The organism is Blautia massiliensis (ex Durand et al. 2017) (assembly GCF_051861785.1).
Classification (GTDB): domain Bacteria; phylum Bacillota; class Clostridia; order Lachnospirales; family Lachnospiraceae; genus Blautia_A; species Blautia_A luti_A.
In genome coordinates this window covers 1,186,685-1,201,767 of record NZ_CP146725.1, presented here as the reverse complement: position 1 = coordinate 1,201,767, position 15,083 = coordinate 1,186,685, and the positions used below count along the sequence as shown (strand labels likewise).

At 46.2% G+C, this 15,083-nt stretch carries 11 protein-coding genes and 1 tRNA gene; 11 read left to right on the top strand and 1 reads right to left on the bottom strand.

Translation table 11 applies throughout. The features are described 5' to 3' along the window. The first annotated feature begins 4 nt into the window (after nt 1-4). The 8 genes from V9W66_RS05790 to V9W66_RS05755 all read left to right on the top strand — a co-directional run bounded on the left by V9W66_RS05790 (nt 5) and on the right by V9W66_RS05755 (nt 9,357). The gene (locus V9W66_RS05790) at nt 5-961 is read left to right on the top strand and encodes a glycosyltransferase family 2 protein (RefSeq protein WP_144094796.1); all 957 of its coding nucleotides are present in this window, start codon (nt 5-7) and stop codon (nt 959-961) included. A gap of 108 nt (nt 962-1,069) precedes the next feature. Continuing rightward, nucleotides 1,070-2,473 (top strand): undecaprenyl-phosphate glucose phosphotransferase, encoded by a 1,404-nt coding sequence (locus V9W66_RS05785; RefSeq protein ID WP_144094793.1) that lies wholly within the window; start codon nt 1,070-1,072, stop codon nt 2,471-2,473. 18 nt (nt 2,474-2,491) lie between these two features. Beyond that, nucleotides 2,492-3,817 (top strand): LCP family protein, encoded by a 1,326-nt coding sequence (locus tag V9W66_RS05780; protein ID WP_144094791.1) that lies wholly within the window; start codon nt 2,492-2,494, stop codon nt 3,815-3,817. 71 nt (nt 3,818-3,888) lie between these two features. After that, on the top strand, nt 3,889-4,818 hold the full coding sequence (locus V9W66_RS05775) for a glycosyltransferase family 2 protein (RefSeq protein ID WP_144094789.1): 930 nt from the start codon (nt 3,889-3,891) through the stop codon (nt 4,816-4,818). 150 nt (nt 4,819-4,968) lie between these two features. Next, nucleotides 4,969-6,552 (top strand): S1C family serine protease, encoded by a 1,584-nt coding sequence (locus V9W66_RS05770; RefSeq protein WP_144094788.1) that lies wholly within the window; start codon nt 4,969-4,971, stop codon nt 6,550-6,552. 135 nt (nt 6,553-6,687) lie between these two features. Then, nucleotides 6,688-8,073: an ATP-dependent Clp protease ATP-binding subunit ClpX gene (gene clpX, locus V9W66_RS05765; protein WP_144094786.1), complete on the top strand. Its 1,386-nt coding sequence runs from the start codon at nt 6,688-6,690 to the stop codon at nt 8,071-8,073. 42 nt (nt 8,074-8,115) lie between these two features. Beyond that, entirely contained in the window at nt 8,116-8,808 is a 693-nt protein-coding gene (locus tag V9W66_RS05760; RefSeq protein WP_144094784.1) for a zinc ribbon domain-containing protein, read from the top strand. Nucleotides 8,809-8,889: 81 nt separating this feature from the next. Then, entirely contained in the window at nt 8,890-9,357 is a 468-nt protein-coding gene (locus tag V9W66_RS05755; RefSeq protein WP_144094782.1) for a signal peptidase II, read from the top strand. Between the two features lie 67 nt (nt 9,358-9,424). Here the strand turns inward: V9W66_RS05755 and V9W66_RS05750 are convergent. Continuing rightward, a tRNA-Leu gene (locus V9W66_RS05750) sits at nt 9,425-9,508 on the bottom strand. A 237-nt stretch (nt 9,509-9,745) separates the two neighbouring features. Here V9W66_RS05750 and V9W66_RS05745 point away from each other — a divergent pair. From V9W66_RS05745 to V9W66_RS05735, 3 genes are all read left to right on the top strand, one after another. Beyond that, the gene (locus V9W66_RS05745; protein ID WP_144094780.1) at nt 9,746-10,822 is read left to right on the top strand and encodes a carbamoyl phosphate synthase small subunit; all 1,077 of its coding nucleotides are present in this window, start codon (nt 9,746-9,748) and stop codon (nt 10,820-10,822) included. Further along, a complete protein-coding gene (gene carB, locus V9W66_RS05740) occupies nt 10,822-14,037 on the top strand; it encodes a carbamoyl-phosphate synthase large subunit (RefSeq protein ID WP_144094778.1) in 3,216 nt (1,071 codons plus the stop codon). The genes V9W66_RS05745 and carB overlap by 1 nt, the downstream gene beginning before the upstream one ends. 130 nt (nt 14,038-14,167) lie before the next feature. After that, a complete protein-coding gene (locus tag V9W66_RS05735; RefSeq protein WP_144094775.1) occupies nt 14,168-15,070 on the top strand; it encodes an undecaprenyl-diphosphate phosphatase in 903 nt (300 codons plus the stop codon). Nucleotides 15,071-15,083 lie beyond the last annotated feature (13 nt).

Here is a 15,083-nt window from a genome sequence, read left to right as displayed (position 1 = left end):
AGCAATGCAGGAAGTATCAGTAGTCATACCAAACTTTAACGGAATGGCATATCTGGATGGTGTTCTTTCCAGTCTTGAAAGACAGACTATCCGTAATTTTGAGGTTATACTAGTGGATAATGGTTCCACTGATGGCAGCTGTGCGTTTGTTTCGGCGGAATATCCATGGGTACACATGATACAGCTTCCGGAGAATTACGGCTTCAGCAGAGCCGTCAATGAAGGAATCCATGCGGCACGTTCCCCATATGTGCTGCTTCTGAACAATGATACGGAAGCGGAACCGGATTTCCTGGAGGAGATGGTTGCTGCCCTGCGCAGACATAAGAAGGCATTTTCCTGTCAGGCAAAGATGATCCAGCTTCATGACAGGGACAAGATGGATGATGCCGGAAATTATTACTGTGCCCTTGGCTGGGCTTTTGCCAGGGGAAAAGGCAAGGATATCCGCCATTATGACCGAGAGCAGAAGATTTTTTCCACCTGTGCGGGAGCTGCGATCTACCGGAAGAAATTTATTGACAGGATCGGAGATTTTGATGAGGAGCATTTTGCTTATCTGGAGGATCTGGATATCGGCTATCGTGCCAGGATCTGCGGCTATCAGAACTGGTATGCTCCAAAAGCGAAGGTTTATCATGTAGGAAGCGGCACCAGCGGCTCCAGATATAATCAGTTTAAGATCCGGTATTCTTCCAGAAACAATATTTATCTTATCTATAAGAATATGCCGTTTCTCCAGATCGTGCTGAACCTTCCGTTTTTTCTGGTGGGATTCGGTGCGAAGATCCTGTTTTTTGCGTCCAAGGGATTCGGACGTGAGTACCTTGCAGGCATCAAAAACGGCTTTCAGATCAGCCGCAAAAACAAAAAAGTCAGATTTTCCATGAAGAATCTTCCGCGTTATATACAGCTCCAGTTTGAACTCTGGATCAACATTTTTAGGCGTTTTGCCGGTTAAGACATCATATTTTCACAGAATTTTTATATTTCGGAGGGAAGATTTTATTGCTTTTGAGTTTCATCTATTATAAGATAAAAGCAATGAACTTAAATGAGGTGGCGGAAATTGATTAAAGACAACCAGAAAAATTTCAGTCGTCTCCATATGCTGATCGATGTATTTGTGATCGCGGCCTCCTATGCCCTGGCCTGGTTGATCCGTTTTCAGGGAATTTTTGAACATTCGGCGGTCCAGTCCAAGACAGTCCAGGAATATATGTTTATGCTGATATTCATTGTTCCGGGATATTTACTTCTTTATCAGGCCTTTGATCTTTATACACCGATGCGAATGCAGGGGCGTCGTCTCGTACTTGCCGGAATTGTGAAGGCAAATGCGTTAGGGCTCCTTATCATCATGTTTGCACTTTACAATTTTAAAGAGCTGGACTATTCCCGTCTTACTCTGGTTTCTTTCTGTGTGATCAATATCGTCCTGGAATGGTTTGTGCGTATGGTCATATTTTACATTCTCCGGGATATGCGCAAAAAAGGAATGAACCAGAAACAGGTGCTGCTGGTAGGATACAGCCGTGCTGCCGAGGAATATGTAGACAGGATCCTGCAGAATCCGCAATGGGGATACGTGATCAGGGGCATACTGGATGACAATGTGCCGGCAGGCACTACTTATAAGGGCGTTAAGGTGATCGGTCGAATCGCCAATCTGATGATCATCCTTCCATCCAGTCGTCTGGATGAGATAGCCATTACCCTGGGCTTAAGTGAGTATTATCGTCTGGAAGAGATCGTTGCACTCTGTGAAAAATCCGGCGTGCACACAAAATTTATTCCGGATTATAATAATATTATTCCGACCAAACCATATACAGAAGATATTCTCGGGCTTCCGGTGATCAATATCCGGTATGTGCCCCTGAGCAACACGTTTAATGCACTGATCAAGAGATCTATGGATATTGCAGGCGCGATCGTTGCGATCATTGTGTCCTCACCGGTGATGCTGGTGTTGTGTATGCTGATCAAGCTGACTTCGCCGGGACCGCTGATCTATAAGCAGGAACGTGTCGGGCTTCACAATCAGACTTTCCGGATGTATAAATTCCGTTCCATGGAGATCCAGAAAGAATCAGAAGAAAAAAAGGCGTGGACAGTAAAGAACGATCCAAGAGTTACCGGAATCGGTAAATTTATGCGTCATACCAGTCTGGATGAGCTTCCACAGCTTTTTAACATTCTGAAGGGTGAGATGAGTCTTGTGGGACCAAGACCGGAGCGGCCGTTTTTTGTAGAAAAGTTTAGGGAGGAGATACCACGTTATATGGTCAAGCATCAGGTGCGGCCGGGTCTTACCGGGTGGGCACAGGTAAATGGCTATCGTGGAGATACTTCTATCAGAAAAAGGATAGAGTGTGATCTGTATTATATCGAAAACTGGTCTGTGGGATTTGATATAAAGATCATGTTTCTTACCATATTCAAAGGATTTATTAATAAGAACGCATACTAAAAAGGGGAAAAGGAAAAAATGTCAAAACCTCGGAAAAAAAGAAAGAAGATTTTATTTATCCTGGAGATCGTCGTACTGCTCCTGTTTATCGGAGGTCTGTTCGTTTATGGTCAGATCTCAGCCAAACTGGATAAGATCGACATCCAGGAAACAGATCTTGCAGACCAGGATATTGTAACTAATGATCAGGCACCGCAGATGACGGGATATACCACCTATGCACTGTTCGGACTGGACCACAGAAGCAAGAATGAGAAGCTGAATACAGAGAACAGTGATACCATCATCATTGCGAGTATCAACAATGATACGAAGGCAGTCAAACTTGTGTCTGTCTATAGAGATACCCTTCTCAATGTAAAGGATGATACCTATTCCAAAGCCAATTCGGCATATGCACTTGGTGGACCGACCAATGCGGTTTCCATGCTGAATACCAACCTGGATCTGAATATCACCGATTATGTTGCTATTGATTTTGATGCACTGGTAACTGTGGTAGACTGCCTGGGAGGGCTGGACATCCCTCTTTCCTATGCGGAGATCGTTCATATGAACAATTACTGTGTGGAGACATCAGAGGAAACCGGAAAGAGCTACACACCGGTTGAACTGCCGGATCCGAAGCCGGAGGATGAGGAAGCGATCGTAGATACCTATCATCTTAATGGCGTGCAGGCTACCTCCTACTGCCGTATCCGTTATACCGCAAGTCTTGATATGGGGCGTACCGAGAGACAGAGACGAGTGATCCAGATGATCGTGGACAAGGCAAAAAAGGCAGGTCTTTCTACTATCTTTGATATTATGGATCAGGTTTTCCCGATGGTCAAAACTTCCGTTTCCAAGACAGAGATCCTGAAGATGATCCCGGCTATGATCGGCTACAGTATTGATGAAACTACAGGCTTCCCCAACGATTATAAATTTGCCAAGGTAAAGGGCAGCGGCAGCGTTATCGTACCTACCACACTGGAATCCAATGTTCTGAAGATACATCAGTTTCTGTATGGAGACACCAGTTACACTCCGACGCAGGATGTACTCAACAGAAGTGCCCAGATCACAAATATCGCAGGCGGAGGTGATGTGCAGGACACTGCACCTGCGGTGACAGATACACCAAATGACGCAACGGATGATTCGTACACGTGGCAGGGAGATACATCCACAGATTACAGCAGTACGGACACAAGTGATGATACTGATTACAGCACAGACACAGATTATGATTCGGATTACTCCGGAGACGATTACAGTACAGATACGGACTATTCCGGAGGCGATTCCGATACGGATCATAGCGATTATACCGACGGAGAAGATGATTCGGAGAATGAATAAAACATCAAAATAAGCAACCAGCAGAAGGGACCATCCAGTAACGGGTGGTCCTTTCTGGACAGGAGACAAATATGAAAACATTAAAAACAGACGTGATCATCCCGGCATACCGTCCGGGAGAAGAATTTGAAAAACTGCTGGAAAGACTCAGCGCACAGAAATATCCTATCAATAAGATCCTTGTCATGAATACAGAAAAGAAATTCTGGAAAGAGACCTGGGAACAGGAATATCCGCTTGTGGAAGTCCGGCATCTTACAAAAGAAGAATTTGACCATGGCGGTACCAGAAGGCAGGCGGCGGAGCTTTCGGATGCGGAGATCCTTGTATTTATGACACAGGATGCAATGCCGGCAGACAGGGAACTGATCGGAGCACTGGTAGGAGCCCTTGCGGAGAATCCACAGGCAGGAGCCGCTTACGCGCGTCAGCTTCCCAAAAAGGACTGCAGATTTCTGGAAAAATATACCCGTTCCTTCAATTATCCGGAACAGTCCTGCCTGAAAACGGAAAAAGATGTACAGACCTACGGGATCAAAACATATTTCTGCTCCAACGTCTGTGCTGCTTATGATCACAGGATCTATGATGAGATTGGTGGATTTCCGGAGCATGCTATTTTTAATGAAGATATGATCTATGCAGGCTGGATGGTAAAAAAAGGCTATGGAGTTGCCTATGTATCAGAAGCGCGTGTATATCATTCTCACAATTACACCTGTATGCAGCAGTTCCACAGGAATTTTGATCTGGGAGTTTCCCAGGCGGAGCATCCGGAGGTTTTTGAAGGAGTGCCTTCCGAAGGTGAGGGCATCCGGCTGGTAAAAAAAAGCATGGCATATCTTCTGAAAACAGGCCACATATGTCTGATCCCCGGACTGTTTTTGCAGAGTGCTTCCAAATACGCCGGATATTTTCTCGGAAAACGATACAAAAAGCTCTCTGAAAAAATGATCCGATCCTGCACCATGAATCCGGAATACTGGAAAAAGAACAAATAAGAACAGGTCACGGTTTTTTAAAAGAGATATCACAGTTTAAACACAATTCCCTGTTAAACTGTCTTTTAAAAGAGAAATAAATGTTACTGAGAACGGAGTGAGCAGCAACAGATACATGCATCAGATAACATAGAAGGGAGCACCAGAGGCATGAGTGAAGAGAATAAATGGGGGACAGGCTTGCCGGATGAGGATAAGAATGCTTCGGCAGAACAGAAACCGCTGACGCATCCTTATTCTGAGGGCCGCAGGATGCAGGAGAGCAGACAGGACGGTTATGCAGGTGCCGGACAGAGTGAAGGCGCTTCGCAGGAAAAAACGAAATACGGACATTATGAGGTGCATCAGCCTCAGGCCGGTAATTATGCCGGTGGAAATATACCGCCCAAAAAGCCGCGGAAAAAGAGAGATTTTTCAGGCAACACCAGCTTTGGAAAGAAAGCAGCCACTGCGGTGGCACTGGCTGTGATCTTTGGGCTGGTAGCCGGAGCAGTTTTTCAGGGCGTGAATATTGCAGCAGATAAATACAGAAGAAATGACAGCAGTACAACGATCGGAAAGACAGAAACAGTTACCGGAACAGAGGACAGTACTGACAGTAGCTCTGCGGATTCTGCTGTGAAGGATATTGTGGCAGAGAGTGGTACAGTGGCCGGTGTAGCCCAGGCAACCATGTCTTCTATCGTTGCCATTACATCTGTCAGTGTGCAGGAGATCCCAAGCTTTTTCGGATATGGAACGAGGCAGTATCAGAGTGCAGGAAGTGGTTCCGGTATTATTGTAGGAGAAAATGACAGCGAGCTTCTCATTGCGACTAACAACCATGTGGTATCCGGAGCGACTACCCTTACCGTGTGCTTTGCAGGCAGTGATGTGGTAGGAGCGGAAGAAGAAACCCAGGCCATGGCAAGCAGTGGCGGCACCGGATCCGATTCCGATGGAGATGTGGACGTGGATAACGCAGTTTCTGCCAAGATCAAAGGCACCGATGAAGAGAATGATCTGGCAGTGGTGGCAGTGGAGAAATCCGATATTCCGGATGAGACCATGGAGGAGATCAAGATCGCGCAGCTGGGAAGCTCGGACGATCTTGTAGTTGGTGAGCAGGTGGTTGCCATTGGCAATGCACTTGGTTATGGCCAGTCAGTTACCTCCGGATGGGTAAGTGCCCTTAACAGAAGCATCAGTACAGAGGACGGAGAAGCCAGCGGACTGATCCAGACTGATGCAGCGATCAATCCCGGAAACAGTGGCGGTGCACTTCTGAATATGAATGGTGAAGTGATCGGTATCAATGCGGCCAAGTATGCAGACAGCCAGGTGGAAGGCATGGGATATGCCATTCCGATCTCCAAGGCAGAGCCGATCCTGGAAGAACTGATGAACCGCGAAACCAGGGATAAGGTGGAAGATTCTTCCAAGGTAGGATATATGGGAGTCAAGGCTGCCGATCTTACAACAGAAGCCATCCAGATGTATAATATGCCGGCAGGTGCTTTTATTACTGAGGTAACGGAAGGTGGCGCAGCAGATAATGCAGGGATCAAAAAAGGCGATATCATTGTGAAGCTGGATGGACAGAAGGTAAGCGGCAAGGATGACCTTATTGATAAGCTGCAGTATTATGAGGCAGGAGAAACCATCGAAGTGGTGATCTCCAGAGCGAACAGCGGAGAGTACAAGGAACAGACGGTTGAAGTGACCCTCGGAAGCAAACCCTCTTCTGACAAATAAAAGAAAATACAGGATAACCATTTATAAACCGGGGAGCTGCATGTTCTTATGCAGCTCCCCGGTTTATAAAAACTTAATTTGATACAGCCGGATTATGTGCTATAATATGCATAATAAAACCAGAAAGGAAATGTTATGGCAGATCAGTTTGATAATGATAAAGACAATGACCAGGAGCAGAAATACGAGAAATTCTGTTTTTTATGCCGCAGACCGGAGAGTCAGGCAGGGAAGATGATCGACCTTCCCAATCATATACATATCTGTGCGGATTGCATGCAGAAAAGCTTTGATACTATGAACACCCAGATGAACAATGGAAATTATTCCGATCTTTTTAACATGCCGAATGTGAGCATGATCGATCTGGGCAGTTTCCAGAATCCCGGAAACCAGGCGAAGAAGATCAAGAAAAAATCAGAGACTCCGAAGCCGGTGATCGATCTCAAAGATATTCCTGCACCACATAAGATCAAAGCAACTCTGGATGAATATGTGATCGGACAGGAATATGCCAAGAAGGTAATGTCTGTAGGTGTATACAACCATTATAAGAGAGTTGCCACAGATACCATGGATGATATTGAGATCGAGAAATCCAATATGCTGATGATCGGACCTACAGGCTGCGGTAAGACTTATCTGGTGAAGATGCTTGCCAGACTTCTTCAGGTACCGCTTGCCATTGCAGATGCCACATCTCTTACAGAGGCCGGTTATATCGGTGATGATATCGAGAGCGTAGTATCCAAGCTGCTTGCAGCTGCAGATAATGATGTGGAGAAGGCAGAGCACGGGATCATTTTCATCGATGAGATCGATAAGATCGCAAAGAAGAAGAATACCAACCAGAGAGATGTCAGCGGAGAGGCTGTCCAGCAGGGACTTCTGAAACTTCTGGAGGGAAGTGAAGTGGAAGTTCCGGTAGGTGCTACCAGCAAGAATGCCATGGTACCTATGGTGACTGTAAATACAAGGAACATTCTGTTTATCTGTGGCGGTGCGTTCCCGGATCTTGAGAATATCATCAAAGAAAGACTGAATAAACAGGCGTCTATCGGATTTTATGCAGATCTGAAGGACAAATATGATGATGATCCGCATGTGCTGGAGAAAGTAACGGTAGATGATCTCCGTGCATTTGGAATGATCCCGGAATTTATCGGTCGTCTTCCGATCATCTTTACCCTGAACGGGCTGACGGAAGATATGCTTGTGAAGATCCTCAAGGAGCCGAAGAATGCTATTCTGAAACAGTACAAGAAGCTTCTGGCACTGGATGAAGTAAAACTGGAGTTTGAGGACGGTGCCTTACATGCCATTGCCTGTAAGGCATTGGAACGCCATACAGGAGCCAGAGCTCTCCGGGCTATCCTGGAGGAATATATGCTGGATATCATGTATGAGATCCCGAAGGACGACAATATCGGTGAGGTCGTGATCACAGAGGGATACATTCAGGGCAACGGAGGTCCGAAGATCCTTATGCGTGGACAGGAGATCCCGGCACTGGAAGGATAAGAAACAAGAAGATTTTTTAATATATAAAGGAGCGTGACAGATATGGCAAAAAGCAGTTTTTGGGATGATCTGGGAAACACACTGACAAGAAAGGCAAAGGGCTTAAGCTCCAGAGCAGAGAATCTCTATGAGATCCAGAAGATCCGTAACAAGCTCTCTGCACAGGAGCGTATGACCGAAAAGCTGATGATGGATATCGGAAAGATGATCTATACACGGTATGAGCAGGGAGAAGCCGTTGACGGTGAGACGGGAGCTATCTGCGAGGAGATCAGCCAGCACATGCTGGAGGCAGATCACTACAGAGATGCGATCGCTGCCAGTAAAGGGGAGAAGTTCTGCCCGGCCTGCCATAAGGCGGTGATGCGGGAGGCCAGCTTCTGTCCGTATTGCGGAGCGGCGTGTCCTACAGCGGAGCTGGAAGAGAAAGCTGCCGATGTGATCGAGCAGGCAGATGAGGAGCTTGAAGAGGCTGCTGAGGCAGAGGTGACAGAAGTACCGGAGACAGAAGCGGAAGAAAACGCAGAAGCTACAGAAGTGGCAGCAGATCCGGAAGAGACAGTAGAAGCGTCAGAAGTAGTAGAAACAGCAGAAACCGCAGAAGCGTCAGAAACAGAAACATCAGGATCAGATCCGGAATTGGAAGAGGAAAGAACGGAAGTGGGATCTGCAGAAACAGAGGGGCCTGCGGCTGATCCGGAAAATACAGAAACAACAGAAGAAAAAACAGAATAACCATAAGCATATAAGGCAGGCTTTCCCCAGTGGGAGCCTGCCTGAGTATTATGCAGACCACAGAAATAAGGAGAGGGAATAATGTTGTGGAATTTACTGACGGCGGGAATCTTTGGTACAGACTATTATATAAAGAAGAAAATCAACACATCGGAAAAGAAAGATCTGAAGGAAAAGTGCCTGGGAGGCAGACTGATCGTAAGAAACTGCCATAATCACGGGATGATGCTTGGGATATTAAAAAACAAAGATAAAGAATTCCTGAGAGATCTTGCATCTATGGTGCTGGGCGGTGCAATCTGGGAGTATATACGTACTTCCGGAGAAAAAGGCACACGCATATCCAAGCTTGGGCTTTCCATGATCCTGGGCGGCGGTCTGAATAATTATACGGAACGTCGCAGAAAGGGATACGTCACGGATTATGTGAGCCTGAATGTGGAAAATCCGAAGCTTAAGAAGGTCGTATTTAATATTTCGGATCTTTTCATATTTACAGGTGCGCTTCTCTGGGGCGGGAGCGAGATCTTTTCTGAAAAAGAAAAATAAATAAAAAAACAGAAGTGCCGGTGTTGGGCGCTTCTGTTTTTTTGATTTTGGATAAAATAAAAAAGAATGCAGGAAATGGGACTTGAACCCACACGATCTTGCGACCACAGGCACCTGAAGCCTGCGCGTCTGCCAATTCCGCCATTCCTGCATTTTTCAACCGGCTTGTTTCGCTTTGTTTTGCTCCGCTCGTCGACTGCTCACTTATAATAACTCAGGAATTGGATAATGTCAATAGAAAAATTCAAAAAAATTAAAAAAATTCAAAAAAAATATTTTGAGTTAGTTTTATACATTTTTTTTGCATATGGTGTTGAAAAATGACGATTCCTGTGATACAATCTTGAAGATTTAGGATAAAATAAGAGAACAAAGAAAGGGAGATTGTATGAAAGCATTTCTGATATTGGAAGATGGCCATGTATTTACAGGAACCAGCATTGGTTCTGCAAGGGAAGTCATCAGTGAAATTGTCTTTAACACTTCCATGACCGGTTATCTGGAAGTAATGACAGATCCTTCTTACGCAGGACAGGCGGTGTGTATGACATATCCGCTGATCGGAAACTACGGAATCTGTTATGATGACCAGGAATCAAGGAAGCCGTGGATTGACGGATTTATTGTACGCGAATTATCACGAGTTCCCAGCAACTTCAGAAGCGTAGACACCATTCAGCATTTTCTGAGCAAAAACGACATTCCGGGAATCGCAGGAATTGATACCAGAGCACTGACTAAGATCCTTCGTGAGAAGGGAACCATGAACGGAATGATCACAGTTGATGAGGACTATGACCTGGATACAATCATCCCCAGATTAAAAGCATATACAACAGGAAAAGTGGTAGAGAAGGTTTCCTGCCGCGAAAAGGAAGTGCTTAAGGGGAAAGGACCGAAGGTTGCCCTTCTTGATCTGGGCGCCAAGAAAAACATTGCACGCTCACTGAATGAGAGAGGATGCCAGGTTACTATTTACCCGGCTCTGACATCCGCAGAAGAAATCCTTGGGGACAATCCGGACGGCATCATGCTCAGCAACGGCCCTGGAGATCCGAAGGAATGTACTTCTATTATTAAAGAAATCAAAAAACTCTATGACTCTGATGTGCCGATTTTTGCAATCTGCCTTGGACATCAGCTTATGGCTCTTGCAACGGGCGGAGATACCCATAAGATGAAATACGGTCACAGAGGCGGAAATCATCCGGTTAAAGACCTTGAGACAGGAAGAGTATATATTTCCTCCCAGAACCATGGCTACGTTGTAGACGCAGAGGGTCTTGAGGAGAAAAATATCGCACATCCTGCATTTGTAAACGTCAACGACGGGACAAACGAGGGTATGGCATATAATGGAAAGAACATCTTTACTGTACAGTTCCATCCGGAAGCATGCCCGGGACCACAGGATTCCAGTTACCTTTTTGACAGATTCATGAAGATGATGGGAGGAGAGAAATAATGCCAAGGAATAAGGACATAAAAAAAGTACTTGTAATCGGCTCAGGCCCGATCATAATCGGCCAGGCAGCAGAGTTTGACTATGCAGGAACCCAGGCATGCCGCTCCCTGAAGGAAGAGGGCATGGAGGTTGTACTTTTAAACTCCAATCCTGCTACCATCATGACAGATAAAGACATCGCAGACAGAGTTTATATCGAGCCTCTGACTGTTGAGGTCGTAGAGCAGCTGATCCTCAAGGAGAAACCGGACAGTGTACTTCCTACACTGGGCGGCCAGGCAGGTCTGAACCTTGCCATGGAGCTTGAGGAAAAGGGCTTCCTGAAAGAGCACAATGTACGTCTCATCGGTACCACAGCAGCAACGATCCGTAAAGCTGAGGACCGTCAGGAATTTAAGGATACAATGGAAAAGATCGGCGAGCCGGTTGCAGCATCCAAGGTCGTAACAACTGTAGAAGACGGTGTTGCGTTTACTCAGACTATCGGTTATCCGGTTGTTCTCCGTCCTGCATATACACTTGGCGGAAGCGGCGGCGGTATCGCGCATAATGAGCCGGAGCTTCGTGAGATCCTTGAGAATGGTCTCCGTCTTTCCCGTGTAGGCGAGGTTCTTGTAGAGAGATGTATCGCCGGATGGAAAGAGATCGAGTACGAGGTAATGCGAGACAGCGCAGGAAACTGCATCACAGTCTGCAACATGGAGAACATTGACCCGGTTGGTGTCCATACCGGTGACTCCATCGTAGTTGCTCCTTCCCAGACCTTAGGAGATAAAGAGTACCAGATGCTCCGTACATCTGCTCTTAACATTATTACAGAGCTTGGCATCACAGGTGGATGTAACGTACAGTACGCTCTTCATCCGGAGAGCTTTGAGTACTGCGTTATCGAGGTTAACCCCCGTGTAAGCCGTTCCTCTGCACTTGCAAGTAAGGCTACCGGTTATCCGATCGCCAAGGTTGCAGCTAAGATCGCGCTGGGTTACACACTGGATGAGATCCCGAACGCCATCACAGGCAAAACATATGCAAGCTTCGAGCCGATGCTGGATTACTGTGTTGTTAAGATCCCGCGTCTGCCATTTGACAAATTCATCACAGCAAAACGTACACTGACTACACAGATGAAGGCTACCGGTGAGGTTATGAGTATCTGCCATAACTTTGAGGGTGCTTTAATGAAGGCTATCCGTTCCCTGGAGCAGCATGTAGACAGTCTGATGTCCTATGATTTCTCACATCTTTCTGATGAGGAGCTGATGGACGAGCTGAACATTGTGGATGACCGCCGTATCTGGAAGATCGCAGAAGCCCTGAGACGAAATGTTTCCCAGGAGAAGCTTCATGATATCACAAAGATCGACATCTGGTTCATCGATAAGCTGTCTATCCTTGTTGAGATGGAGCAGGCTCTGAAAACTCAGAAGCTGGACAAAGACCTTCTTCTGGAAGCAAAACGTCTGGAGTTCCCGGACTACATCATCGCAGACCTGACAGGAAAGACAGAAGCTGAGATCAAAGACCTGCGTAAAGAGTACGGTATCCGTGCGGCATACAAGATGGTTGATACCTGCGCAGCAGAGTTTGCGGCAGAGACACCATACTATTATTCTGTATATGGCGATGAGCAGACAGAGAATGAAGCTGCAGAAACAAAAGATAAGAAAAAGATCCTGGTACTTGGTTCCGGCCCGATCCGTATCGGTCAGGGTATCGAGTTCGACTTCTGTTCTGTACACTGTACATGGGCATTTGCGAAAGAAGGATATGAGACGATCATCATCAACAATAACCCGGAGACAGTAAGTACAGATTTCGATATTGCAGATAAGCTGTATTTTGAGCCGCTGACACCGGAGGATGTTGAGAATGTTGTAAATATCGAGAAACCGGACGGAGCTGTTGTTCAGTTCGGTGGACAGACAGCCATCAAGCTTACAGAGGCACTGATCAAGATGGGCGTTAAGATCCTCGGAACATCTGCTGAGAACGTGGATGCTGCAGAGGACAGAGAACTTTTTGATGCTATCCTTGAGAAATGTGAGATCCCGAGACCGAAGGGACATACCGTATTCACAGCAGAAGAGGCGAAAAAAGCAGCCAATGGGCTGGGTTATCCGGTACTTGTCCGCCCGTCCTATGTACTTGGAGGACAGGGAATGCGTATCGCTGTCAGCGATGAGGACGTGGAAGAGTACATCGGAATCATCAACCAGATCGCACAGGAGCATCCAATCCTTGTTGATAAGTACCTGATGGGTAAAGAAATCGAGGTCGATGCAGTATGCGACGGTGAGGACATCCTGATCCCTGGAATCATGGAGCACATCGAGCGTGCAGGTATCCACTCCGGAGACAGTATTTCCGTATACCCGGCACAGACCATCAGCCAGAAAGCAAAAGAGACCATCACCGAATACACACGTCGTCTTGCACAGGCACTTCATGTTATCGGTATGATCAATATCCAGTTCATCGTTGTAGGCGAGGATGTATATGTGATCGAGGTTAACCCGCGTTCCAGCCGTACAGTACCGTACATCAGCAAGGTAACCGGAATTCCGATCGTTCCTCTTGCAACAAGAGTCATCCTTGGCCGCAAGATCAAAGAGCTGGGCTATACACCGGGACTTCAGAAGGAAGCAGAGTACTTTGCGATCAAGATGCCGGTATTCTCCTTTGAGAAGATCAGAGGTGCAGATATCAGCCTTGGACCTGAGATGAAATCCACAGGTGAGTGCCTTGGTATTGCAAAAACCTTTAACGAGGCTCTTTACAAAGCCTTCATCGGAGCCGGAATCCGTCTTCCGAAGCACAAACAGATGATCATCACTGTAAAAGATGAGGATAAGAAGGACATCATTCCGATCGCAAAACGTTTCGAGGCTCAGGGATACCGTATTTTTGCAACAAGAGGTACTGCAAGTGTACTGAATGAGAATGGAATCAAGGTAACACGTACCAACAAGCTGGAGCAGCCGTCTCCGAACCTGATGGACCTGATCCTTGGTCACAAGATCGATGTTGTTATCGACACACCGCCACAGGGTGTTGAGCATCAGAAAGATGGTTTCGTGATCCGTCGTAATGCCATCGAGACAGGTGTCAATGTGCTTACAAGCCTTGATACTGCAGAGGCGCTGGTCACAAGTCTTGAGAATACAGACCTGAACCACCTGACTCTGGTAGATATCGCCACCATCGACAATCGATAAAAAACTGTAAATTTTGTGAAATAAAAAATTAAAAGTTTACGAATTGTCAAATATGTAATATACTGATAAGGACGGGGCCGTCGTTCACATACCGGCCCTGTCCTTATCTTGCTTTTGGAAAGGAGTTAATATGATTTTTATAGAATTACTGAAGGTTATCCTTCTCGGTATTGTGGAGGGAATCACCGAGTGGCTTCCGATCAGCAGTACCGGACATATGATCCTTGTGGATGAGTTCATCAAGCTGAATGTATCCGAGGCATTTATGGAATTTTTCCTGGTGGTGATCCAGCTTGGCGCGATCCTGGCAGTTGTTGTACTGTACTGGAACAAGCTGTGGCCTTTTTACATAAGAAAAATCCCGAAGAAAACACAGATGGCACTGCGTAAACAGCCGGCAGTACCCAGAACTGTCCTTACTTTTGCAGAAAAATACTGTGATAAGGATAAGTGGATCCTCTGGTTTAAGATCCTGGTAGCATGTCTGCCGACGATTATCATCGCTCTTCCTTTTAATGACATTATTGAAAAGAAATTTTACAACTATGTGGTCGTTGCCATCATGCTGATCGTTTATGGTGTGCTTTTTATCGTTATCGAGAACTACAACAAACGCCGCAGACCAACCTGCACCAGACTGGATGAGCTTTCCTTTAAGACAGCGCTGATCATCGGCTGCTTCCAGGTGCTTTCCGTGATTCCGGGAACATCTCGTTCCGGCTCCACCATTATCGGAGGAATCCTTGCAGGAACATCCCGTACAGTTGCAGCAGAATTTACCTTTTTCCTGGCAATTCCGGTTATGTTCGGAGCAAGTCTTCTGAAACTGGTCAAATTCGGTTTTGCCTTCAGCTCCACTGAGCTGATCATCCTGATCGTAGGTGTTGTGGTATCCTTTGTGGTATCTGTTCTTGCCATCAAATTCCTGATGGGATATATCAAGAAACACGATTTTAAAGTATTCGGCTGGTACAGGATCATCCTTGGTATCCTTGTGCTCGGATACTTCATTGGAAAAACATTGTTAGCATAAAATTGCAATCTGG

What these genes read in the sequence shown, in the direction of transcription:
- V9W66_RS05760 (WP_144094784.1), top strand. Translation starts at nt 8,116, where the DNA reads ATGGCAAAAAGCAGTTTTTGGGATGATCTGGGAAACACACTGACAAGA.
- clpX (WP_144094786.1), top strand. Translation starts at nt 6,688, where the DNA reads ATGGCAGATCAGTTTGATAATGATAAAGACAATGACCAGGAGCAGAAA.
- V9W66_RS05745 (WP_144094780.1), top strand. Translation starts at nt 9,746, where the DNA reads ATGAAAGCATTTCTGATATTGGAAGATGGCCATGTATTTACAGGAACC.
- V9W66_RS05755 (WP_144094782.1), top strand. Translation starts at nt 8,890, where the DNA reads ATGTTGTGGAATTTACTGACGGCGGGAATCTTTGGTACAGACTATTAT.
- V9W66_RS05735 (WP_144094775.1), top strand. Translation starts at nt 14,168, where the DNA reads ATGATTTTTATAGAATTACTGAAGGTTATCCTTCTCGGTATTGTGGAG.
- carB (WP_144094778.1), top strand. Translation starts at nt 10,822, where the DNA reads ATGCCAAGGAATAAGGACATAAAAAAAGTACTTGTAATCGGCTCAGGC.
- V9W66_RS05780 (WP_144094791.1), top strand. Translation starts at nt 2,492, where the DNA reads ATGTCAAAACCTCGGAAAAAAAGAAAGAAGATTTTATTTATCCTGGAG.
- V9W66_RS05775 (WP_144094789.1), top strand. Translation starts at nt 3,889, where the DNA reads ATGAAAACATTAAAAACAGACGTGATCATCCCGGCATACCGTCCGGGA.
- V9W66_RS05770 (WP_144094788.1), top strand. Translation starts at nt 4,969, where the DNA reads ATGAGTGAAGAGAATAAATGGGGGACAGGCTTGCCGGATGAGGATAAG.
- V9W66_RS05790 (WP_144094796.1), top strand. Translation starts at nt 5, where the DNA reads ATGCAGGAAGTATCAGTAGTCATACCAAACTTTAACGGAATGGCATAT.